We start from the raw sequence: 23181 nt of genomic DNA on the forward strand, positions 1-23181 counted from the left end.
AACCGGAACGTCACTGCGCGATGCGATAGCGCGGCGCCGGCGTGTTGCTGGACAGCTGCGCGGACATCGCGCGGCGAGCCGTCTCGAACGCGTTCCATTGCTCCACGTCGTGCAGCGAAGGAATCGTCACGATTTCGCCGCGCTCGAAGCCGGTGAGGGCGGCGCTCACCATGTCCGCGGCGGACATCACGATCGCGCTGTCGAGATGTTCGAGCGGCAGGCCGCCCGTCTCCCAGAATTCCGTCGCCGTGGCGCCGGGCAGTACCGCCTGCACCTGGATGCCCTTGTCGGCGAGTTCGTGATGCAGCGACTGGCTGAACGCGAGCACGAAGGCCTTGGTGCCCCCATACACGCCGTTGAGGATCTCGGGCGCGATGCTCACGATGGAGGCGATGTTGATGATCGCGCCGTGGCCGCGTGCGACGAAACCGGGCACGGCCGCATACGTGAGCCGCGTGAGCGCAGTGACGTTCAGCTCGATCATGCGCGTCATGTAGTCGACATTGCTCTCCACGAGCGGCGTGTGCGTGCCGATGCCCGCGTTGTTGACGAGCAGCGTGAGGCTGGCGTCGTCGCGCACGCGCGCTTCGACGGCGGCGAGATCGTTGCGGTCGTTGAGATCGGCGGCGAGCACTTCCACGTCGCGCCGGGTGTCGCTCGTGATGCGCCCGGCGAGCGCGGCAAGCCGCTCGCGATTGCGCGCGACGAGCACGAGGTCGTAGCCCCGGCGCGCGAGTTCCGCCGCGTATACGGCGCCGATACCCGACGATGCGCCGGTGACGAGGGCGGTGCCGCGATGAGTGTGCTGGTTCATGATCAAGCTCCTTTGCGTAGCGGCGCGCGTGGTTAGGTAACGTGCAGGTGGCGCTGCTGTGAGTGCATTCTGGCCGCGATTGACCGTGTCGCAAATGACGTATAAGGTCGTGTTTCAGGACATGCAGCGACAGGAGCAGGACATGCACCGCATCGGCTATCTGCTGAGCGACGGGTTCCAGGTGATGGCGCTCGCGACCCAAAGCGTTTTCGAATACGCGAATACGGTGGCGGGCTCGCCGTTCTACGCGATCGGGAACTATTCGGTGGAGGGCGGCGCGATTCGTTCGTCGCTCGGCATGAGCGTGGACACGCAGCGCGCACCCGCGCCCGCGCGCAGCCGCGTGGACACCTGGGTCGTGGCGGGCGTGAACGACCCGCTTGCGGTGTCGGCAGCGCCCGCGCTGCTGGCGTTCCTGCGCCGCGCGAGCGGCCGCGCGCGCCGGGTGGCGGGCATCTGCACGGGCGGCTTCGTGCTGGCCGAGGCGGGTCTGCTCGACGGCCGCCGCGCCACGATGCACTGGTACTACGCGCGCGATCTACAGCAGCGCTTTCCCGACGTTCGCGTGGAAGACGACCGCATCTATATCGTCGACGGGCCGGTCTGGACTTCGGCGGGCATGACGGCGGGGCTCGATCTCGCGCTCGCCATGGTCGAGCGCGACCTCGGCGCGGAAGTGGCGCGCTCGGTTGCGCACAAGCTCGTCATGCATCAGCGGCGCTCGGGCGGCCAGTCGCAGCATTCCGAAATGCTCGCGCTCGCGCCGAAATCGGACCGCATCCAGAACGCCCTCGACTATGCGCGCCGCAACCTGAGCCGCGCGCTCACGGTCGAACAACTCGCTGAGGCTGTGCACCTGAGCCCGCGCCAGTTCAGCCGTGTGTTCACGGCGGAAACGGGGCAGTCGCCCGCGCGCGCCGTGGAGGCCCTGCGCCTGGAGGCGGCGCGGCTCATGATCGAGCAGAGCACGCACCCGCTCGATGTCATCGCACGTGAGACCGGCTTTCGTGACCGGCGGCATATGCGCGAGGCGTTCGTGCGCGGCTTTGGCGTGCCGCCGCAGGCGGTGCGGCGCGAAGTGCGCGAGGGAGCATAGGCGCAGCGGCGCGGCTACGTATCGGCTTTTGCAGTGCGTTTTGCCCTGGCCGTGACAGCGCTGAAGTGCGCGCGATATTGCTGCGGCGTGGTGCCCAGCTTGCGCTTGAAGGCAACGCGCAAATGGTCGGCGTCACGCATGCCACATCGAAAGGCTACGGTTTTCAACGGCGCCGTGCTGTTTTCCAGCATTACGCGCGCCGCGTCGATGCGTGCGCTTTCGACGAATTCGGCGGGCGTCACGTGGGTGTCGCGCACGAAGATTCGGGCGAAGTTGCGCTTGCTCATCTTCGCAATGCCGGCGAGCACCTCCACGCCCAGATCTTCATTCAGATGCCCGAGCACGTGCTGTTGCACCTGGGCAATGGGCGACGTCGCCTCCGCGTAGGGCGTGAGATACGGGCTGAACTGCGACTGGCCGCCCGCGCGCTGCACGAACACCACGAGCCGTCGCGCCACTTTCAGCGCGATTTCGGGACCGTGATCCTGAGCCAGCAGGTACAACGAGAGGTCAATTCCCGCCGTCACGCCCGCCGAGGTATAGAGACTGCCGTCCTGTATGAAGATGCGGTCGAATTCGACCTTCGCCGTTGGGCACATCGCGGCGAGCGCGGCCGCGTCGTTCCAGTGCGTCGTTACGGTGCGTCCGTCGAGCAAGCCCGCGCGGCCCAGCGTAAGCGCACCGTTGCAGATGGAACCGAAGCGCCGGGCGCGCGCGCTGGCTTCGCGCAGCCATGCATGCGCCGCGTCGGCAAGCGGCTGCTCCACGAGCGAGGGGCCGCCCGCGACGAGCAGCAAATCGTAACAGCCGCCTGCCTCGCCGAAGTAGCGGTCCGCGCCGATGCGCACGCCGCTCGAGCAGCGCACGGTGTCGCGTTCCGTTGCGATCAGTTCGAGCTGGTATTGCGCCTCGGGCGGCAGCAGGCGATTGGCCTCCGAGAAGACGTCGGTGGGCCCGAACACGTCGAGTGCCTGGACGCCGGGGAAGACGAGAAGCGCAACGGTCAGCATCGTGTTGAAGGAAGAACGAAGTCAGGGATTGGAGGCGCGCTGGCGTCGCGCGAGAATATGCGCGCCCGCGCTGCGCGGCAGCAGCAGGCTGTCGGCCACGCCCAGCGCCGCTAGCGCCGTGATGAACCAGAACGCGAGATGGAAGTCGGCCGCGCCCGCCGTCCCCGCATGGGTGCCGCGCAGCGCCTCGGCAACCGAAAGCGCCAGCGCGCCCACGGCGATCCCCATGCCGGCGTTCATCTGCTGCAGGACGGAGAAGAGTGTCGTCGCGTCGCGCATCTGCGCCTGGGGCACGTCTGCGAAACCGATTGTGTTCAGCGCGGTGAACTGCATCGAGCGCACGAGGCCGCTGAAAAATAGCAAGGCGGCCACGACGACGCGCGGTGTATCCGCTCCGAGCAGCGTGAAGCCCGCGAAGCCGAGCGCAACCAGCGCGCCGTTGCCGATCAGCACGGCGCGAAAGCCGAAGCGGTTCATGACCCACGTGGTGCCCGGCTTCATGCACAGATTGCCGGCGAACAGCCATAGCAGCAGCGCGCCGGATGCTACGGCGCTCCACCCGAAGGCCACCTGGAACATGAGCGGCAGCAGAAACGGCGCGGTGCCGATGGCCGTGCGAAAAAGCGAACCGCCGAACACGGTCACGCGAAACGTGTTGATCTTCACAGGCGCGAGATCGAACAGCGGATGCGCCACGCGCCGCAAATGCACGACGGCCGCCGCCAATAGCGCGATGCCCGCCACGCACGTTCCGATCGACACGGGCGCGGTGACGTCGGAGCGGCTCGCCATCTCGATGCCGCTCATGACGAACGCAAAGCCGAGGCCGCTCAGCACGAAGCCGAAGGTATCGAAGCGGCGCGGTTGCGTGTGCTCGTCGCGCAGGAGCAGCAGGGCGGCCGCGAGCGCAGCCACCCCGAGCGGCAGGTTGAGCAGGAAGATCCAGTGCCAGCTCCAATGCGTGCTGATCCAGCCGCCGAGCGGCGGCCCGAGAATCGGCGCGACCAGCGCGGGCCAGGTGAGGATCGCAATGGCGCGCACGATCTCGTGCTTCGGCGTGTCGCGCAGCACGACGAGCCGGCCCACCGGCACCATCATCGCGCCGCCCAGCCCCTGCAGTACGCGCGCGGCGGTGAAGGCGAACAGGCCCGTACTCGACGCGCACAGCAGCGAGGCCGCGCTGAACACGGCGATGGCCGTGGCGAACACGCGCCGCGCGCCGAAGCGCTCGGCGAACCAGCCGCTCACGGGGATGAACATCGTCAGCGCGACGAGATAGGCGGAGACGCCGATCGAGAGATACGCGGGCGCCGTGTGAAAGTCGCGCGCGATGATGGGCAGCGAGGTCGTGATGACCGTGGCGTCGAGGTTCTCCATGAAGAACGTTGCGGCCACAAGGAATGCGACGGCGGTGCGGCGATCGAGGGCGTGCGGCATCAGGCGTGTTCCAGGAATTTCCGGGCGTGATTCTTCGTCGGCCGCCGGATTCGGCGCGGAGTGTCCCTCATTCTACTGAAGTTGGCCCATCTTCCGCTGGCACGTTCCCTGCATGATCTGGCATGGACCATGCGAGATTCATCGCGAAGGGAGGTCAATACGATGAGCAACCAGTCCGACGAGTCCGTTCATCCCGACGACGCACCGGAACCGCGCGGCACGGATCTGCCCAAGCCAGTTGGGGACGCTGTGCCTGCCCCCACCGAGCCGGGTCTCGATCAGCCGTTGCCACCAAAGACTTTGCCAACGGAGGAGGCGTGCGAGGACCCAGGCGAGGCAGAGCGGGCGCCGCACAACGATATTTCCAGGCCGCTGGGCGACGCGGTGCCCACGCCGGTCGAACCGGGCCTCGACCAGCCGCTGTCGCCTAAAAAGCATTAGGTGTGTTCACGTTCATAACGAGCCCTGGAATGAAATTTTTAGTTTGGGGAAACGTAACTTGCCGGCCGCATTGCGGTTTCGCTATGCCTTGAGCGCATTGCGCGACTCCGGCGCGAGCAGCGGCAACTCGCGGATTCTCACGCCGGTCGCGTCGGCAATCGCGTTGGCGAGCGCCGCCGCGGCCGGTCCTTGCGCCGCTTCGCCCACGCCGAGGAACGGCAGGCCGGGGCGGTCGATCAGCAGAACCTCCACGCGCCTCGGGACCGACGCGAAGCGCATGATCGGGTAAGTGCTCCAGTCGAAGCTCGTAATACGTTCACGGTCAAAATGCGTTTGTTCATAGAGCGTCCAGCTGGTCGACTGCAATATGCCGCCTTCGACCTGGTTGCGCACGCCATCCGGATTCACGATCTGGCCGCAGTCGATGGCCGCAACGACGCGCTCGATACGCACCTCGCCGGTATCGCGCATGACGGTCACGTCCATGGCAATGGCAAGGTAGGCCATCAGGTTCTTGTATTGGGCGAAGGCAAAGCCGGATCCGGGAGCGCGTACGTCGGGGTGCGTCGCGCGCGCGGCATGCGCACGCCAGCCGAATCGACCGGCCACGGCCTGGATGACGGCTTGCGCGCGCGGATCGTCGAGATGCTTGAGACGGAACGCGACAGGGTCCGCTTGCGCGGCACCCGCAAGCTCGTCGATAAAGCTTTCGATGGCGAACACGTTCATATGCGCGCCGAGCGAGCGCATCGCCGAAACGCGTATCGGCATGGCGGGAAGGAAATGATGCTGGACGTGCAGCCTCGGCACGCGGTAAAGCGGAATGCTGTTGCGGTCGCCGCCGCCTTCCGGCATGGGAATCGGCTTGGGCGGCGCGGGCATGAAGGGTGGTGCGAGCAGCTGCGCAGGCAAGAGCCGGCCCGCGTTCTCGATGCGGTTGTTATGGGTATTGCTCCATAGTTCGTATTGCCAGGCGACGATCGAGCCGCCGGCATCGAGCGACGCGCGCGCATCCACGGTCATCGCGGGACCGAACGGCTCCCACATGTGTTCCTGCTCGCGCATGAACTGCACGCGCACCGGGTGGCCGGGCAGCTCGTGTGCGATGAGCGCGGCGTCACCGGCGGCGTCGTCCGCACCATTGTGTCCGTAGCAGCCCGAACCTTCTACGTGCACGCAGCGCACCTTCTCGCGCGGCATGCCGAGCATTTCGGCAATGCCCGCGCGCAGCGGATAGACGCCTTGCGTGTGCGTCCAGACCGTCATGACGCCGTTGTCGAGTTGCGCGAGCGCGCACGAAGGCCCAATCGATCCGTGCGTCAAATAGGGCTTCGAATAGCGGGCTTGCAACGTCGCCGCCGGCTGTCCGGCGGGCGCACCCTGGTCCGCCACTACGATTTCCTGTGCGGGCAGGTTCATGAGAAACGCGTGAATGCTGGCCGGATCGGGCAGCGGAGGGCCCGGCTGCCACTGCGCCGCAAGCGCGAGTTCTCGCATGGCGACGATGGCGCGCCATTCGTCGTCGGCGACCACGGCCAGGTAATCGCCGTTGCGCACGACCTTGACGACGCCAGGCAGCGCCGTCACGCGCGCGGTATCGACGCTAACGAGCCGCGCGCCATAGGAGGGCGGCCTCACGACGCGCGCATGCAGCATGCCGGCGAACCGCAGGTCCTGCACATAGCTCGCGCCGCCCGTTACCTTGCCCGGAATGTCCACGCGCGGCAGCGTGCGCCCGATCACGGCGTAATGCGCGGGCGGCTTTTTCGCGGCGTTGGGCTGCGCGTCCTGATGCAGGTTGGCGTGCTGCACCGCTTCGCCATAGGTCACGCGCCTGCCGTCGGCGGCGAGGATCGCGCCGTCGCGCGTGGAGAGCGCCGCAGCATCGACGCCCAACTGCGCCGCCGCGCTTTCGACGAGCAGCGTGCGCACCTGGGCTGCCGCGTTGAGGATGGCCGTGCCGCTGTCCGCCATCGTGTGGCTGCCTGCCGTGTAGCCTTCGTTTGGCGTGGCGGCCGTATCGGCCGTGATCAGTTCGACTGCATGGGGCGCGAGGTCGAGTTCTTCGGCGGCGAGTTGCAGGAGCGCCGTGCGAATGCCGGTGCCCAGTTCCACCTTGCCCGTGAACACGCTCACGTGGCCGTCGGGTCCGACCTTGATCCACGCGTCGAGCGATGGCGTGGTCTTGAGGCTGCCCGACAGCTTCGGGGCGCTCGCGTGGAAGGTGCCCGCTTCGGTGGCGGTTTGCGCGAGTGCGGCCATGCCGGGCACGATGGCGAAGCTCACCATCAGCGAGCCGCCCACGAGGAAGCGGCGGCGCGCGGCATCGTCGGGGCCACAAGGGTCGAACGAAGGAGAGGGGCGGGTGCGGCTCATGACTGCGTGCCCGCCGCCACTTGCCGGATTGCCGCGAGGATGCGCATATGCGTGCCGCAGCGGCACAAATTCGGCTGCATGTAGCGGCGAATTTCGTCGTCGGTAGCGCGCGGCGTGCGCTCCAGAAGTGTTTGCGCACGCATGATCATGCCCGCGATGCAGTACCCGCATTGTGCGGCCTGCTGATCGATAAAGGCCTGCTGCAGCGGCCCCGGATGATCCGCGCTGCCGAGTCCTTCGACGGTGCGCACCGGCCGCTCGCCCACGGCCGCGACCGGCAGCAGGCACGAGAACACCGGTTCGCCGCCCACGCTCACCGTGCATGCGCCGCATTGGCCGAGCCCGCAGCCGAACTTCGCGCCATTGAGCCGCAACTGGTTGCGCAGCACATAGAGCAGCGGCGTGGACGGATCGGCATCGACGGTATGGCTGACGCCGTTGACGTTGAGCGTAATCATCGTGATGGGCTTTCCTTGCGAAGACGCGCCACCGCCTTCGCGTCGAGCGAGGACCATGGGCCGAGCGCGCTGAAGCGCGCACGCGTGTAGTTGGCAAGCTCCGCGATCTGCGTGTCCGTGAAGGTGCCGGCGAAGGGAGGCATGAACGACCCAGCCTCGCTCTCGTGCCAGGCGATGCCGTCGAGCATGATGCGCACCATGTTGCGCGGGCTTTCGGCGTTGACGGCGGTCGAGAGCGACAGTGACGGACGATGGCCGTCGATCGACATCGCCGCGCCTTCGCCATGGCACGACGCACACGCCGCGGCAAACAGCGTAGCGCCGTTGGCGGGCGCGGTCGAGACATGGACGCCGGTGGCGGCGGGCGGTGCGGCGGCATTCGGGGTGGACTGCAGTGTCAGCAGGTACGCGGCGATGGCCTCGACATCTTCGGCAGACGCGTCGCCGAGCGAGCGTGTCACGGCGCGCATCGGGCCGGCCGCCGCGCCGTGCTCGCTGGCGTAGCCGGTGCGCAGATAGGCCGTTAGCTGTGCTTGCGTCCAGGGCCTTGGGCGTGCCGTGAGGTCGTTCAGCGCAGGCGCGTCCCAGCCCTCGAGGGTGCCGCCCTGCAACGCACGGTCGCGGCGCTCGGCGCCGAGACGATTGAGCGGCGTGTGGCACGCGCCGCAATGACCGAGGCTCTCGACGAGATAGCGGCCGCGCGCGACCTCTGGTGCCTGTGCGTCCTTCGACGCGTGAGACGTAGCAGAAGCAGCAGACTCAGGCGGCAGATAGAGCCGGTTCCACACTGCCATGAGCGGGCGCAATCCCAATGGAAAAATCAGCGTATTGTGCGGCGTAGGCGCGTCGACGCTCGCGCGGCTCATCAGCCACGCATAGAGCGCGGCGATATCGGCGTCGCTCATTTGCGCGAAGTGCGGATACGGAAATGCGGGATAGAGCAGATGCCCGTCGCGCGAAACACCGCGCCGCATCGCGCGCGTGAACGCCTCGAGCGACCAGCCGCCGATGCCACTGCCCTCGTCCGGGGTGATATTGGTCGAGTAGATCACGCCAAAGGGCGTTTGCAGCGGCAGACCGCCCGCGAGCGGTTGGCCGGGCGCCGCGGTATGGCACGTCATGCAGTTGCCGATGGCCGCGAGCTTCGCGCCGCGCGCGATGGCCTCGGCGTCGCCCGCAGGCGGCGAGGGCGCGGCAACGGGTGCAAGTCCTCGCTCCCAGGCACGCGCAACGCGGCCGCCATAGGCAACTGCGAGAGCAAGAAGGACAACGGTCACTCCGGTAATCCGTACCCGCCTGCCTTTCATCGAGCCTCCAGAGCCGTGAGGACCATCGCTCAACATGGCGATCGGCATGCGCCGTTCGATCGCGAGCAAATGACGTGCCTGGTCCGCGGGTTCTTCACTGTATTACGATGCTGGACCCCGAATGGCCAAAGCGGTGATTTTCTTCTGATTCCCGCGCGCTGATATTCCCGGTGAATAGAACGGAGGTCAGGCTTTTCCCTGGCCTCTATTTCATTTCCGGCGGCCAGATATTCGAATGACCGCCAATGCCGCTTTCGACTTCACAACCGAACCTTACGTGCGTGTGTCGTTCGCACGGATCAAACCCGCGCTGCGTCGAACTCCACATATCGATGTGCCCGCGCAGCAAACCGCAATGGCGAACTGAAGCTCGCGCTCCGGGGTCCTCGCGGCATTGCAGTGCAGGAAATGGCGCGGCGCAGCACGGTGAACCCATTTCCCTGATCTGATCAATTCTGAGTTTCATTCCAGCTATGAAAGAGTGAATCGAAACTTACTGAGCGCGCGGGTTCCATTCGTCGAGAAGTTTCTACAGCCATACATTCATACGCTGTACTAAATGGAAACGATCAATTTCTTTTGCTGTGCATGGTTACCGTTCCTTGCGCATCCTTACGTCCATATCGAAGCCTGCCGTTCGGCCGCTTCAAGGACATGGATGACGCGAGCCGCAGTGCGATGAGGATTCGTCGAGCCGCTCCCGCAGATTCCAGGAGGTATTCGCGTGTTGATCCACCTGTTCTGCTGCTCAAAGGAGCCGACTGATGAATAAACCCTTACTGGCCTTTCTACTTGTGGCGACGGTGGCCGTTGCCGGTTGCGGAGGCTCGGACTCTTCGAGTTCCAACCCGGCGTCGGCTGCGGCTACACCGTCCGCGCCGAAACTGCTCTCGAACATTACCGTGCCCAATACGACGAGCCCGGCGTTCAGTTTCGACATCAGCTATGTAGAAGCGGGCAGGTACTATCTGGCCGATCGCAACAACAAGTCCGTCGACGTCGTCGATACCAGAACGAAAGCGCTGCTCGCGCAGATTCCGGGCAACTTCACCGGCGCGGGCGCGAGCACCGATGCGTCCGGACCTGACGGCATCGTGGGCGTGACGGGAACGAATACGCTGTATGTAGGGGACGTCGATAGCGTGAAGATCGTCGACACGTCCGCGATGCAAACGGTCAAGACGATTCCCATCAGCACCTCGGGCTCGCGCGTCGATGAAGGTTGCTACGATCCCGACGACCATCTCATCATGTTTGCGAGCCCCGGCGACACGCCGCCCTACGTGACCTTCATTTCGACCACGACGCAGGCCGTCGTGAACAGACTGGTATTCAACGGTTCTTCAGGCCTCGAAGCCTGCGTGTACGATCCGGCCTCGAAGAACTTTCTCATCAACAACGACGGAACCGCCGCCAACCCCGACGGCGAGCTCGACGTGATCACCGCCAGTTCGGTCACGTCGGGCGCGCCTGCGGTGAGCAAGTCGTTTCCGCTCGGCAAATGCGGCCCTGCCGGCATTGCGCTCGGTCCCAACAGCGACGTGCTGATTGGCTGCGATCCTTCTGCGGGCGATCCGCTCATTACGCTGATCCTCGATCGCAATACAGGCGCGCAACTCGCGTCCGTGCCGTTCGGCGGCGTAGACCAGGTGGCTTATGATCCAGCATCGAACCGCTACTTCCTGCCTGCGCGCCACTACGTTACGAGCGGCACTGCGGCGTCTTCGGGCTTTACGCCGACCATGGGTGTGATCGACGGCGCGACGCGCAAGCTCATCTATACCGTGGCGGTGGGTACAGGCGCGCACTCGGTCGGTATCGACGGCGGCCTCGGGGAGGTTTTCGTGCCGTACCAGCCCGGGTCAGCGGCGTTCCCGAATGGCGGGATATCGGTGTTCTCGACGCAGTAGCCGTAAAGGCGGGCGATGGGGAGGCCGTGTTGCGCATACGGGCTTAACCAGACGCAACGCGAGGCGTTGCGTACGCCAGAAATGCAACCGGCCCACCATCGCAACACACTGCAATGGCGGGCCTCAAAGCAACAAGCGGGCGACTACGGGGCAACAACGACAAAGCGTGGGCTATTCAGCCTGGCAGGTTACTGCGCTGCTTGACCTGCTTGCGACGAACCGCTGTTCACGCCGCCCACTGCGCTGTTTTGCGCAGCGACGCGAGCTTCAGCGGCTTGAATGTTCGCCGGATATTCATTGGGATTCGAACGAGCGGGATTGAAGCCGGCCTTTTCGACCTGAATCATGTCGGCACGGACTTGCGCGCGCGTCACAGGCTGGTTCGACTGGGCGAACACGGCAACGGGAGCGGCGAGAGCGGCAGCGATAACGACGGCTTGGACGAGCGATTTCATGGCAATGACCTCCAGATTGACTTTCTTCTTTAGCTGCCTACAGGGTCATAAGCAACGATGGAACCAGTTTAGGAGGGTCGTTGATCAGGGTAAATACCTAATAGACGAATTCACTGTTTCGACCAGGAGAACAATGCGGACGTGCCCGCAGCGCAAAGTGCCACTTTTCTGAACGTGGCGGGAATGGTTGGGGTCAGACCGCGCCGGGCGTCACGCCGGCCGTATCGACGAACTCCGTCTTCCCCATGCCGCGCGCCTTGGCCCGGTACATGGCGCTGTCCACGGCGCGCATCAAGGTGCGCGCGTCGAGCGAGCGGCTGCCGGTGCCTTCCGTGAGCAGGCACACGCCGATGCTGCACGACACGGTCACCGGATAGCCGCCGACGGTGCGCATGTCGGCGAGAATTGCGTGAATGCTGTTGGCGACGGTCAGAGCATCGTTCTTGTCGTAGACGTGCCGGGCCAGCACCACGAACTCGTCGCCGCCCAGGCGTGCGAGCGTATCGCCGCGCCGCATGCGGCTCACGAGTGCCTCGGCGAAGCTGCGCAGCAGTTCGTCGCCCACCGCGTGCCCAAAGGAGTCGTTCACTTCCTTGAAGCCGTCGAGATCGACGAGCAGCATGGCGGTGCGATCGACTTCGACGCCGCGCGTAAAGAGCGTACGCCCAATGGCCTGCTCGAGCCGCACGCGATTGTAGAGCCCGGTGAGCGGATCGGTCGACGCCTGACGTTCCAGCCGGTAGACGAGCACCGCCAGATAGACGGACGTCGCCGCAATGCTGAGCGCAATGCCGAGCGCGGCTGTGAGGTTGGCGCGCCACCACGGCTGCCAGTGCATCAGGCCCATGATGCCGACGAGCGCCACGGCACAGGAAAGGCCCAGCATGCGCTGGCCATAGCGGCAGCCCGCGCCGACCAGAAACCAGAAGGCCACCCATAGAAGCGGCAGCGCAGCGGTGCCGCCCACGGCCAGCGCGCCGGTGACGATTGCCTGATCGGCGAACGTGAAGAGCGTGAGGCGCACGCGCGAGCGCGCTGGCGCAACGGTCACCGCGACATACGTGACGACGCCGAACGCCACATAAGCGGTGACCGCAAGAAGCGTCGCGTAGAGATGCGTCGAGCGGTAGATCGGGCAGGCAAGGAGGTAGGCGAGAAGCACGACGGAACCGAGCGTAATGCGCAGTACGGCCTGCTCTTTTTCAGGGTCCTTCGGAAATGCGCGAAACAACGCTTTCCCGGGCCAGGAATATGTTTGCGTTTCGCCCATCGCTGCTACCCCCGCTGTCATTCTGTATTTTGTCGCCCGGTAGTGTACCCCACACATATTGCATATCGAGGCGCCAAAAAAACGAAATTCAACTGCGTATTGGGCCGATGCGCATTGCATGCCCGGTGCGTGTCAAATATGTGGCGTCGTGATCGACAACGCCGCACAATGCGACGCGACGCAACTTTGCCCCGAATGGCGGATACTGTTGCGCGCATCGCGTGCAATTCACCGGTTCCGAATACGCTCGGTCAATCCGCTAAAGGAGGCGTCATGAGTAGGGAAGGTCAGGTAACGCAGGGCATGTCGTGCGAGCGGCTCGCACGGATCGAACGTTTTCTCGACGAGAACTACGTTGCCCCCGGCACGCTCGCGGGCGCCGTCACGCAGGTGTGGCGGCGTGGCGAACTCGCGCTGAACTCGGTGCTGGGTCTCGCGGACCGCGAACGGCACACGCCGATGGCCGAAGACTCGATCTTCCGCATCTACTCGATGACCAAGCCCATTACGTCGGTGGCGATCATGATGCTGGTCGAGGCGTGCAAGATCGCGCTCGACGATCCCGTCAGCAAGTACATCCCGTCGTGGGAAAAGCCGGGTGTCTACGCGGGCGGTTTCATGGAGAGCTTCCAGACGCGCGCGCGCGCGCGCCCGATGCGCGTCGTCGATCTGTTGCGGCATACCTCCGGCCTGACCTACGGGTTTCAGCAGAACACCAACGTCGATGCGGCCTATCGCAAGCTGAAAGTGGGCGAGCTTGCGACCGCGGGCACGCTCGACGAAATGATCGAGAAGCTGGCCACGCTGCCGCTGGAATTTTCGCCGGGCGATGCCTGGAACTATTCGGTTTCCACGGACGTGCTCGGCTATCTCGTCGGCAAGGTCAGCGGCATGGCCTTCGAGGACTTTCTGAAAACGCGGATCTTCGACCCGCTCGGCATGGTCGACACGGCTTTTTACGTGCCGCAGGAGAAGGTGTCCCGCTTCTGCGCGTGCTATGCCATCGGCGCGCTCGGCTCGAAGGTCGTCTCCGAAAAGGGTCCCGAGTTGCAGGACGATCCGCACACGAGCCCTTATCGCGAGCCGCCTTCGTTTGTGTCGGGCGGCGGCGGCCTGGTTTCCACGGCGGCGGACTATATGCGGTTTTCGCGCATGCTGTTGCAGGGCGGCGAACTCGACGGCGTGCGGCTGTTGGGGCCGAAGACGATCGAGCTGATGACGGCCAACCATCTGCCGGGCGGTGTGGACCTGCCGCGCCTCTCGCGCTCGATGTTCACCGAAGCGGCTTACGAAGGCGTGGGTTTCGGGCTCGGCTTCGCCACGACGATCGCGCCTGCTTCCACGCTGATTCCGGGCAGTGCGGGCGACTTTTTCTGGGGCGGCGCGGCCAGCACCTTCTTCTGGGTCGACCCTCGCGAGGACATGATCGTGCTGTTTCTGACCCAGCTATTGCCCTCGACCGCGTACCCGATTCGCCGACAGTTGCGCACGCTCGTGTACAGCGCGATCACGGAGTGCGGACGCCAGGCAGCGGGCTGAGTATCCGCGAGTGGGGGCATCACCCATGTCGATGCAACCGGGGCAATTGCGCGCGAAAGCCCGCTCTCGAGCCGCCCGCGCGCATTTACTTGATGAGTCCCTTCTGTCTCCGGTAGACGTCGGTAGGCAGTCCGCCCCATCCCCAGTTTTCCGTCGGCACCTCTTCGATGACGACGAAGGTCGCTTCGAGCGGTTTGTTCAACACGTCGAGCAATAGCTGGCTCACGCCCTTGATCAACTGGGCCTTTTCGTCCGGCGTGACGGAATCCGTGCCGGGCTTGGAGCCCTCGCGTGTAACCTGAATGGTGACGATCGGCATGTCGCTTTCCTTGATGATGATCGAAGGAGCGCCGGCAGCCGGCGCTCCTGTTTGGCATCGATGGTGTGCCGTGCAGCTTAGTGGCCGGCGACCTGGCCGCCGTCTACGTGAAGGATTTCACCGGTCACGAAGGGGGCCGAGTCGAGATAGAGGATGGCGTTCACAATGTCGCTCATTTCGCCCATATGACCCATCGGGTGCAGCGCGCCAAGTGCTGCGTGCGTTTCGGGCGCGTGCATCGGCGACTTGATGATGCCGGGCGACACCGCGTTCGCGCGAATGCCGCGCTTTGCATACTCGATCGCCAGCGAACGCGTTGCGGCGGCGAGACCGCCCTTGGTCAGCGAGGCCAGTACCGACGGCACGCCGTCGATCGCGTGGTCGACGAGCGTCGTCGTGATACTGAGGACGTGGCCGCTCTCCTGCTTTTCCATCTGCGCAACAGCGAGCTGCGTGATATGGAAGAAACCGCCGAGGTTGATGCCCGTGATCGTGGCGTAGTCTTCTGCGGTGTATTGCGTGAACGGCTTCGCCACGAAAATGCCCGCGTTGTTGATGAGCGTATCGACGCGGCCAAAGCGCGAGACGGCCGTTTCGATCACGCGGCGAGCCGTGGCCGGGTCGGCGATATCGCCCGCCACGGCGATGAGATTGCTATCGTCAGTCTGTTTGATGTTGCGCGACGTCGCGACCACCTTGTAGCCGAGCGCGCGGAACGCCCTGGCCGTTTCGGCGCCGATGCCTTGCGACGCACCCGTGACCACGACGACTTTTGGGGATTGACTCATATAAACCTCGAAGTAAGTTGGACGCTGTTTCTGATCGGGCTTGCTGCGCCGATGTCGACCAATTTACACACCGGTGCTCCTGTTTTAAATACAGGGCACGGACAAACAGTTGTGAGTCGCAGGAACAAATGCGAGCAAACAGGCTGCGGTGAAAGGACATGGGAATGATGCATCGCTTAGTTCGGAAAACTGATTAAATAGAACCGGACTAAGCGCGAATGCTCACGCACGGGTCAATCTGGACAGGGGGAGAAAGCCGGGTGCGCGCGGCGGCCGTATGGCCGCCGGCGAATCGAAGCGGGGTTCAGGAACCCTGTGTGTGCGATCGTGATCGAATTCGAACCGGATCCCGCCCGGTTCGTACACCGTGGTGTGGCGTTTCGGCGCCGGCCCGAGGTTTTCCGGCGCAAATTCAACTTTCACGCCGGGCCACCCGGACACGCGCACGAAGATATCGGTGAGCGCTTCTTCATTGCCCACGCGCAATGCAAGATGATGCAGGCCCACGTGAGTCTCTGTCGAAACAATATAGCGGGGAGGAGCGGCGTCGATAATCGCTTGCCGTTCACATCACTTTTTACCTGGTGTATCGCGTCGCAGTTTGCCGCGCGCCGCCACCGCGACTCGCTTGCACACATCTGCAATGTCAGATATATTCTGAATCAGATATCAAGGAGGGAAATCGATGGACGATCCCGTCAATGAAGATTTCGAGCGGACGCAGAATCTGGTGTTTGTGCCGGGCCAGGCGCATCACCGGATGGCCACCGAACTCAGGACCGGGCTCAAGGACGCCGGGTTGAACCTGCAGGAGCGCGGCATTCTGCTGACGCTCGCCTGCGGCAGCGCGAAAACGCCAGCGGCATTGGCGAAGCGGCTCGGCGTCCACCCCGCCCGCATGACCCGCGTGCTGGACAAGCTCGAAACCAGTGGACTCGTGGAGCGCTCGCGCAATGGCGCAGACCGGCGCCTCGTGGACGTCTCGTTGACGCGGGAGGGCCGCTCGGTCGCGTCCCGCAACGCCGACGTTGCCCCGGGCGCCTGGCGCGAGCGGCTCTCGCACTTCTCGAAGTCCGACTTCGACGCCTTGAGCACGCTGCTTTCCAGACTGCTCCACGGCTAAGACGGCATTTTTTTATCCAATTATCAGACATGTCAGATAATGGCCCGTGCTTGACGGGGCATTCGCATCCAGGCGGGAGAACGCACATGAATCCTCCGAACAACCCAGGCGCGCCGGCCCAGCTGACCGGAGCGAAGTTCGCGCTCGGCACCTTCGCCGTGGCGCTCGCCACCTTTATGAACGTGCTGGATTCGTCGATTGCAAACGTCGCGATTCCTACGCTCTCCGGCAACCTCGGCGTGTCGATCGACGAAGGCACGTGGGTCATCACGCTCTTTGCCGCGGCTAATGCGGTATCTATTCCATTGACCGGATGGCTTACTCAGCGCGTGGGCCAGGTCAAGCTGTTCGTCTGGGCGATCCTGCTGTTCGTGCTCTCGTCGGCTGCGTGCGGCATGGCGCCGAACCTGCTGACACTGCTCGTCGCCCGCATCGTTCAGGGCGCCGTGGCGGGCCCGCTGGTACCGTTGTCGCAAGCTTTGCTGCTCGCTTCCTTTCCCAGGGAAAAGAGCTCGAACGCGCTGGCGCTGTGGGCGATGACTGCAACCGTCGGACCGATCGCGGGCCCCGCGCTCGGCGGCTGGATCACCGACAGCTACAGCTGGTCATGGATCTTCTACATCAACGTGCCCGTCGGCCTCTTCGCGGCCGGCGTGATCTGGGCGATCTACCGCGACCGCGAATCGCCGGCGCGCAAGCTGCCGATCGACAGGGTCGGGCTGATCGCGCTCATCGCCTGGGTCGCGCCGTTGCAGATCATGCTCGACAAGGGCAGGGATCTCGACTGGTTCAGCTCGCCGGTCATCTGGACGCTGACCATCGTCGCCGCGGTCAGCTTCGTGTTTTTCCTCATCTGGGAATTGACTGAGGAAAAGCCGATCGTCAACTTGCGGCTCTTCGCCAAACGCAACTTCCTCGGCGGCACGATTGCGATTTCGGTCGCGTATGCGATCTTCTTTGCCAACCTCGTGATCCTGCCGCAGTGGATCCAGGGCTTTCTCGGCTACCGCGCGGTGGATGCGGGGCTCGTCACCGCGCCGCTGGGGATTTTCGCCGTAATACTCGCTCCCGTGATGGGCAAGGTCATGCCGCGCTCCGACTTGCGCGTACTCGCCACCCTCGCGTTCGTCGGCTTCGCTGCCGTGTTCTTCATGCGCTCGAACTACATTACGGGCGTCGACGCATGGACACTCATTTTGCCGACGTTGCTGCAAGGCATTCCAACGGCGCTGTTCTTTACGCCGCTCACCGGCATCATCCTCTCGGGTCTGCGGGCAGACGAGATTCCCGCGGCCGCGGGGCTGTCCAACTTCGCGCGCATTTTCGCGGGCGCCGTGGGCACCTCGCTCATGAGCAACGCCTGGAACGACCGCACGATCCTTCATCACGCCCGGCTCGCCGAGCAAACGAGTGTGGAGAATCCCGCATTCGCCAGCGCGATCGCACATTTGCAGGCCACGCTGGGCGGCGGCGTTCCGAGGGCCACGGCCTTTTACGAAAGTTCGCTCAATGCGCAGGCCGTCATGCTGGGGTTGAACGACATATTCTGGATCTCTGCGGTGATCTTCATCGTCATCATCCCGCTGATCTGGATGACGAGGCCGCTCAAGGGCGGCGGCGCGGGCGCGGCAGCGGCCGGCGGACACTAAATATTGCAGTTGAATCCGGTTCAGAGGGCAAACCTGCCTCGTGTGTTTTTCTTGACAGTATCTGATAATGCAGATACTGTGACGGCTAACACGGAGGGCGCCGCAATGGACCACTACACCACGAAAAATTTCATGCTCACGGAAAGTGTCGGCTTCAGGATCGTCAAGGCGCGCAATCTGGTCGTCGCGGAAATGGACGCGGCGCTCAAGGACCTCGACATCACGGGCCAGCAAATGGGCATTTTGCTATCGCTGAAGCAGGGTGTGGCGACCACGCCGTTCGAGTTGTCCAAGCTGCTGGGGATCGATACGGGGCTCATGACGCGAATGCTGGACAAGCTGGAAGTCAAAGGTCTGCTGGAGCGTTCCCGGGACGCAGACGACCGCCGCGTGGTCAATCTTCACCTCACGGCAAAGGGGCTGGAAACGGCGGCGCAGATTCCGGAAATTGCACCGCATGTGTTGAACGCGCGCCTGCGCAAATTCACCAAGGCTGAGTTTGCGGAACTGAACCGCCTGCTTCGCAAGTTCACAGACGACTGAACGGTGCGGCCGTGCGGCCGCGTTTTTTTCGACCATTAATCTGATTTGTCAGAAAATGAAACCGCAGACTTCTGAATCACGCATCGGTGCCCGTACGCTGAAGCTGGGCGTATCGGCGATCGCCATGGCCGCGCTGGCGGCGTGCGCAAACTATGCGGGCATCCACAGCGACGCGAAGATGGCCCGGCCGCAACAGTTCGAGACGGCGCAGAGCCTGCCGCAAGAGCAGGGCCGCTGGCCGTCCGCCGATTGGGTCGACCAGTTCGGCGACGCGCAACTCAAGGCGCTGATCGCCGAAGCGCTGCAGGGTAGCCCGAGCGTCGAGCAGGCCAGGGCGCGCGTGGCGCAGGCCGAGGCCTATAGCGAAACCGCGAAGGCGGGCACGCTGCCGCGCGTCGACGCCAGCTACACGCTGACGCGCCAGCAGTTCAGTAGCACGGCGCTGATTCCGCCGCCGTACGCCGGCTCGTGGCAGACCGAAAACAAGGGCCTGCTCACCGCTTCCTACGATCTCGACCTGTGGGGCAAGAACCGCGAGGCGCTGCGTGCCGCCGTTTCGGAGACGGCCGCGAGCGAGGCCGACGAGGAAATGGTCAAGCTCACGCTGGATACCTCGATCGCGCGCACCTACAACCAGCTGGCGCGGCTCTACGCGTTGCGCGACATCGCGCAGGAAGAGGTCACGCGCCGCGAGCAGATCGATCGCATCACGGCGGGCCGCATAGCCACGGGCCTCGACACGCAGGTAGAACGCAAGACCGCACAAGCGAACCTGGCGACGAGCCGCTCGCGAGTGAGCGCGCTCGACGGCAGCATTCTGACCACGCGTTACCAGTTGGCCGCGCTGATGGGCAAGGGCCCCGACCGCGGACTCGCGATTGCGCGGCCGACGCTCGGCGTGGGCGACGAGGTGCGTTTGCCGGACAACCTGCCTGCCGATCTCGTGAGCCGTCGCCCCGATATCGTCGCGGCGCGCTGGCGCGTGGACGCGATCACGCATGAAGTGAAGGAGGCGAAGGCGGAGTTCTACCCGGACATCAACCTGAGCGCCGCATTGGGTCTCGACGCGTTCGGATTCGGCCGCTTCCTGACCGCCGCAAGCCGCACGGCTTCGGTGGGCCCCGCGATCCATCTGCCGATCTTCGACGGCGGCGAGTTGCGTGCGCAGTTGAAGGGCCGCTACGCCGAGTTCGACTACGCGGTGGCCGCCTACGACCAGACGCTCATTGCTGCGCTCAGCGGCGTGGCTACGCAGCTCGCGCAGATCCGTTCGAGCGACGCGCAGCTCGTCGATGCCCAAACCGCGCAGCAGGCGGCGCGCGATGCCGACCAGCTCGCGATCACGCAATACAGGGGCGGACTGACCAATCAGCTCACGGTGCTCAATGCCGACGTCACCGCGCTGAACGCCGACGAAGCCATCGCCAACCTGAAGATGGATCGCCGCGACCAGCAGATTGCGCTGGCTTCGGATCTGGGTGGCGGCTATGTCGACACCTCAGCCGATACTGCCCCCCACGCGGACGCTGCCGCCCAACCTAACCCTCAAGCCAATTCCGTCATTGCCGCCGCACGTTGAACGGCATGTTTGCAGACCCGTCAGGAGAACTGAAATGAGCGAAACGATCACGACCGACCGCGAGCCGGTGGATCAAGTCGACGAGCAAGAAGGCGGCGCGCAAGCGGCCCCGGCCGGCAACGACCAGCAGCCCACGCCCCCGGGCCGCCGCAAGCGCCTGATCGCGTTGCTCGGCGCCGTCACCTTGATTGCGGGCGCAGTGTATGGCGCGTACTACTTTACGGAAGGCCGCTTTCACGAATCGACCGACGACGCCTATGTGAGCGGCAATCTCGTGCAGCTCACGCCGCAGGTCACGGGCACGGTGGTGGCCGTCAATGCCGATGACACGCAGGTCGTGAAGGCGGGCGACCCGGTCGTGACGCTCGATCCGGCCGACGCAAGAATCGCGCTGGCCGATGCCGAAGCGTCGCTCGGCCAGACCGTGCGCCGTGTGAGCGGACTGTATGTGAACAACGACTTCTATGCGGCGAACGTGGCGCAGCGCGAATCGGACCTTGCGCGCGCCAACGACGATCTGCGCCGGCGTCTCGCCGTCGCGGACTCGGGCGCCGTTTCCGCCGAGGATATCGCCCACGCGCGCGATGCCGTGCAGGCCGCGCAGGCCGCGCTCGACGCAGCACGCCAGCAGGGCGCGGCGAATCATGCACTGACCGATCGCACGTCAGTCGAACAGCATCCGGACGTGCAGGCGGCCGCCTCGAAAGTGCGCGCGGCATGGCTCGCGTATGCGCGCGATACCTTGCCGGCGCCGGTGACGGGCTATGTGGCGCAGCGTCAGGTGCAGGTCGGTCAGCGTGTCTCGCCCGGCACGCCGCTCATGGCGATCGTGCCGCTCGACGGCGTGTGGGTGGACGCGAACTTCAAGGAAGTGCAGCTCAAGCACATGCGCATTGGCCAGCCGGTGACGCTCACCGCCGATGTGTATGGCTCGGGTGTGAAGTATCACGGCCGTATCGAAGGTTTTTCGGCGGGCACGGGTAGTGCATTCGCGACGCTGCCGGCGCAGAACGCGACGGGCAACTGGATCAAGATCGTCCAGCGCCTGCCGGTGCGCATCGCGCTCGATCCCCGCGAACTTGCGGCGCGTCCGTTGCGCATCGGCCTCTCGATGACAGTCGATGCCGATACGCGCGACGATTCCGGGTCGAGGCTTGGAGCGGCGCAGAATACGCGCTATCGTACCGATGTGTTCGCGCAGTACGACGCGCAGGCCAACGGCGAGATCGAGAAGGTCATCAAGCAGAACGAAATGGCTGCGTCGACGCCAGCGACCGCGGCACAGCCATCGGCGCAACGTGTGCCGGCGCGCGATCGCAAGGGCAACGCGGGCTAGGGTTGGCTGGCGGCGCGGTGCAGCTCAGCGGTCTCATTCGACAATGCAGCGTTACACGATTTTCTGAACCCATTGGCTGCGCCAATCCGGCGCTTCGAAGGATTGCGAAAAATACCGGGTCTCGTGACCGACCTTGCCGTCACGGAACTCCATAATGCTTACGGTGAAAGCGGGCCGTCCCTGGTAAGCGATGGTGTATTCGGTCACCCTGGTACCCGTCGGGTTGCGATGCGTGACCGGCCGTTCGTCCGCACACCTCGGGATGAACGAGCAGTTCACCGAGCGTGCGGATCGCCTCATCGATGCGCTGCGACCATGGATGGCCGTAATTGAGCCGAATGCAATTTTCAAATGCATGTGACGCGGAAAAGAGCGGGCCGGGCGCGACGCTGATGCCGCGTTCAATAGCAAGCCGATGCAGCGCCATCGCGTCGATGCGCTCACGAAAGGTGAGCCACAGAAAATACCCGCCTTCGGGCCGCGTGTATTGCGTGCCTTCGGGCAGCCACCGGCGGATCGCCTCGATCATTGCATCGCGCTGCGTTTGCATCGCGAGCCGGATCTTCTTCAAGTGACGCTCGTAGCCCCCGTGCTCCAGATAATCGGCAATGCCGGCCTGCGCGGGGATGCTCGCCGAGATCGTCGTCATCAGTTTGAGGCGCTGCACGCGCTCGGCGAAGCGCCCGGCGCTCGCCCAACCCACGCGATAGCCCGGTGCCAGGTTCTTCGAAAACGAGCCGCAATGCATGACGAGGCCGCGCCGGTCGAACGCGATAGCCGGTGGCGGATAGTTTGGCGCGTAGTGCAGCTCGCCGTACACATCGTCTTCGATGAGCGGGACTTCGTGTTTCGCGAGCAGCTCGACTAACGCTTCTTTCTTTGAAGCCGACAACGTGACGCCCGTGGGGTTCTGGAAATTCGTCATGAACCAGCATGCGCGAATGGGGTGCTTCTCCAGCGCTTGCGTCAGCGCGTCGAGGTCGAGCCCCGTCGCGGTATCGACCGGAATTTCTACGGCGCGCAGGCCAAGCCGTTCGATCGCCTGAAGCGCGGCATAAAACCCTGGCGACTCCACCGCGACGATATCGCCGGGCTGCGTGACCGCCATCAGGCAAAGATTGAGCGCTTCCAGCGCGCCGTTGGTGATGATGATGTCCTCGGCCGGCTGCGAGATGCCAACGCGCATGTAGCGCAGCGCGATTTGCCGGCGCAGGTTCTCGTTGCCCGGCGGCAGATCGACCACCGTGCTCCACGGGCTCACGCTGCGCGCGGCCTGGCCGAGCGATTTCGCCAGGCGCGAGAGCGGAAAAAGCAGCGGCGAGGGGAACGCGGAGCCGAGCGGCACGATGCCGGGGCGCTTGGCGGCATCGAGTACGGAAAACACCAGTTCGCTGATATCGACGGTGGCCGTTTCGCCCGTCGTTGAGCGCGAATCCGCCTTGGCAGGCTTCGAGGCCGGCATGACGTAGTAGCCCGAACGTTCTTCAGCACGCACGAGGCCCCACTGTTCGAGCACGTAGTAAGCGCGCGCCGCCGTGGACTGGCTTACGCCGTGCTGCGCAATGATCTGCCGCAGCGACGGCATGCGCGAACCCGGCTTCAGGTTGCCCGAGCGAATCTCGGCGGCCATGCTCTGTGCGAGGCGTTCGTAGCGTGTCATGCGTTCTGGCTCTTCCAGTGCTGTCATGGGTGGACTCATGCGTTTCGTGTGGCGTGCGGGATCGGGATACC

General features: G+C 64.6%; 19 protein-coding genes and 3 pseudogenes. 9 read left to right on the plus strand and 13 right to left on the minus strand.

Translation table 11 applies throughout. From position 1 onward, the window contains the following. Positions 1–10 precede the first annotated feature (10 nt). On the minus strand, positions 11–814 hold the full coding sequence (locus BHE01S_RS01055; RefSeq protein ID WP_042259584.1) for an SDR family NAD(P)-dependent oxidoreductase: 804 nt from the start codon (positions 812–814) through the stop codon (positions 11–13). Positions 815–956: 142 nt separating this feature from the next. On the opposite strand from BHE01S_RS01055, the gene BHE01S_RS01060 reads away from it, so the two are divergent. Continuing rightward, on the plus strand, positions 957–1910 hold the full coding sequence (locus BHE01S_RS01060; RefSeq protein ID WP_042259924.1) for a GlxA family transcriptional regulator: 954 nt from the start codon (positions 957–959) through the stop codon (positions 1908–1910). Between the two features lie 14 nt (positions 1911–1924). Here BHE01S_RS01060 and BHE01S_RS01065 read toward each other — a convergent pair whose 3' ends face one another. Together BHE01S_RS01065 and BHE01S_RS01070 are read right to left on the minus strand one after the other, a co-directional pair. Further along, a complete protein-coding gene (locus tag BHE01S_RS01065; RefSeq protein ID WP_042259586.1) occupies positions 1925–2920 on the minus strand; it encodes a GlxA family transcriptional regulator in 996 nt (331 codons plus the stop codon). 21 nt (positions 2921–2941) lie between these two features. Then, positions 2942–4357: an MFS transporter gene (locus tag BHE01S_RS01070; RefSeq protein WP_042259588.1), complete on the minus strand. Its 1416-nt coding sequence runs from the start codon at positions 4355–4357 to the stop codon at positions 2942–2944. Positions 4358–4519: 162 nt separating this feature from the next. On the opposite strand from BHE01S_RS01070, the gene BHE01S_RS01075 reads away from it, so the two are divergent. Beyond that, complete coding sequence (locus BHE01S_RS01075; RefSeq protein WP_042259590.1) at positions 4520–4798, plus strand: hypothetical protein; 279 nt, start codon at positions 4520–4522, stop codon at positions 4796–4798. An 81-nt stretch (positions 4799–4879) separates the two neighbouring features. On the opposite strand, the gene BHE01S_RS01080 is transcribed toward BHE01S_RS01075, so the two are convergent. From BHE01S_RS01080 to BHE01S_RS01090, 3 genes are read right to left on the minus strand one after another with little or no spacing between them, the layout of a single operon-like run. Continuing rightward, entirely contained in the window at positions 4880–7174 is a 2295-nt protein-coding gene (locus tag BHE01S_RS01080) for a xanthine dehydrogenase family protein molybdopterin-binding subunit (RefSeq protein ID WP_042259592.1), read from the minus strand. Further along, positions 7171–7632 (minus strand): (2Fe-2S)-binding protein, encoded by a 462-nt coding sequence (locus BHE01S_RS01085; RefSeq protein WP_042259594.1) that lies wholly within the window; start codon positions 7630–7632, stop codon positions 7171–7173. The genes BHE01S_RS01080 and BHE01S_RS01085 overlap by 4 nt, the downstream gene beginning before the upstream one ends. Beyond that, positions 7629–8939: a cytochrome c gene (locus BHE01S_RS01090; protein ID WP_042259926.1), complete on the minus strand. Its 1311-nt coding sequence runs from the start codon at positions 8937–8939 to the stop codon at positions 7629–7631. Before BHE01S_RS01090 ends, BHE01S_RS01085 begins: the two co-directional genes overlap by 4 nt. A 764-nt stretch (positions 8940–9703) precedes the next feature. On the opposite strand from BHE01S_RS01090, the gene BHE01S_RS01095 reads away from it, so the two are divergent. Next, the gene (locus BHE01S_RS01095) at positions 9704–10849 is read left to right on the plus strand and encodes a YncE family protein (protein ID WP_042259597.1); all 1146 of its coding nucleotides are present in this window, start codon (positions 9704–9706) and stop codon (positions 10847–10849) included. Between the two features lie 188 nt (positions 10850–11037). Here BHE01S_RS01095 and BHE01S_RS01100 read toward each other — a convergent pair whose 3' ends face one another. Further along, complete coding sequence (locus tag BHE01S_RS01100; RefSeq protein ID WP_042259599.1) at positions 11038–11304, minus strand: DUF4148 domain-containing protein; 267 nt, start codon at positions 11302–11304, stop codon at positions 11038–11040. A 193-nt stretch (positions 11305–11497) separates the two neighbouring features. Next, the gene (locus BHE01S_RS01105) at positions 11498–12535 is read right to left on the minus strand and encodes a GGDEF domain-containing protein (protein ID WP_245639602.1); all 1038 of its coding nucleotides are present in this window, start codon (positions 12533–12535) and stop codon (positions 11498–11500) included. A gap of 312 nt (positions 12536–12847) precedes the next feature. On the opposite strand from BHE01S_RS01105, the gene BHE01S_RS01110 reads away from it, so the two are divergent. After that, complete coding sequence (locus tag BHE01S_RS01110) at positions 12848–14113, plus strand: serine hydrolase domain-containing protein (RefSeq protein WP_042259607.1); 1266 nt, start codon at positions 12848–12850, stop codon at positions 14111–14113. An 85-nt stretch (positions 14114–14198) separates the two neighbouring features. On the opposite strand, the gene BHE01S_RS01115 is transcribed toward BHE01S_RS01110, so the two are convergent. The 3 genes and pseudogenes from BHE01S_RS01115 to BHE01S_RS01125 form a co-directional block, all read right to left on the minus strand. Further along, positions 14199–14432 (minus strand): tautomerase family protein, encoded by a 234-nt coding sequence (locus BHE01S_RS01115; protein WP_042259608.1) that lies wholly within the window; start codon positions 14430–14432, stop codon positions 14199–14201. A 77-nt stretch (positions 14433–14509) separates the two neighbouring features. Further along, complete coding sequence (locus tag BHE01S_RS01120; RefSeq protein WP_042259612.1) at positions 14510–15220, minus strand: SDR family NAD(P)-dependent oxidoreductase; 711 nt, start codon at positions 15218–15220, stop codon at positions 14510–14512. Positions 15221–15544: 324 nt separating this feature from the next. Then, positions 15545–15736, minus strand: a pseudogene (locus BHE01S_RS01125) (VOC family protein); the annotation flags it as partial. Between the two features lie 169 nt (positions 15737–15905). Between BHE01S_RS01125 and BHE01S_RS01130 the strand changes: the two are divergent. From BHE01S_RS01130 to BHE01S_RS01150, 5 genes are all read left to right on the plus strand, one after another. Next, positions 15906–16343 carry a MarR family winged helix-turn-helix transcriptional regulator gene (locus BHE01S_RS01130; RefSeq protein WP_042259614.1) on the plus strand — a complete coding sequence of 146 codons (438 nt, stop codon included), beginning with the start codon at positions 15906–15908 and terminating at the stop codon, positions 16341–16343. 86 nt (positions 16344–16429) lie between these two features. Next, positions 16430–17992: a DHA2 family efflux MFS transporter permease subunit gene (locus tag BHE01S_RS01135; protein WP_042259616.1), complete on the plus strand. Its 1563-nt coding sequence runs from the start codon at positions 16430–16432 to the stop codon at positions 17990–17992. A 105-nt stretch (positions 17993–18097) separates the two neighbouring features. Continuing rightward, a complete protein-coding gene (locus tag BHE01S_RS01140) occupies positions 18098–18535 on the plus strand; it encodes a MarR family winged helix-turn-helix transcriptional regulator (protein WP_042259618.1) in 438 nt (145 codons plus the stop codon). A 55-nt stretch (positions 18536–18590) separates the two neighbouring features. Next, a complete protein-coding gene (locus BHE01S_RS01145) occupies positions 18591–20114 on the plus strand; it encodes an efflux transporter outer membrane subunit (RefSeq protein ID WP_042259620.1) in 1524 nt (507 codons plus the stop codon). 34 nt (positions 20115–20148) lie between these two features. Then, the gene (locus tag BHE01S_RS01150; protein ID WP_042259622.1) at positions 20149–21450 is read left to right on the plus strand and encodes an HlyD family efflux transporter periplasmic adaptor subunit; all 1302 of its coding nucleotides are present in this window, start codon (positions 20149–20151) and stop codon (positions 21448–21450) included. A gap of 51 nt (positions 21451–21501) precedes the next feature. Here the strand turns inward: BHE01S_RS01150 and BHE01S_RS38860 are convergent. After that, positions 21502–21657 (minus strand): annotated as a pseudogene (locus BHE01S_RS38860) (nuclear transport factor 2 family protein); the annotation flags it as partial. 34 nt (positions 21658–21691) lie between these two features. Then, a pseudogene (locus tag BHE01S_RS01155) lies at positions 21692–23110 on the minus strand (aminotransferase-like domain-containing protein); the annotation flags it as partial. Positions 23111–23181 lie beyond the last annotated feature (71 nt).

The organism is Paraburkholderia heleia NBRC 101817 (assembly GCF_000739775.1).
In the GTDB taxonomy this organism is placed as follows: Bacteria; Pseudomonadota; Gammaproteobacteria; order Burkholderiales; family Burkholderiaceae; genus Paraburkholderia; species Paraburkholderia heleia.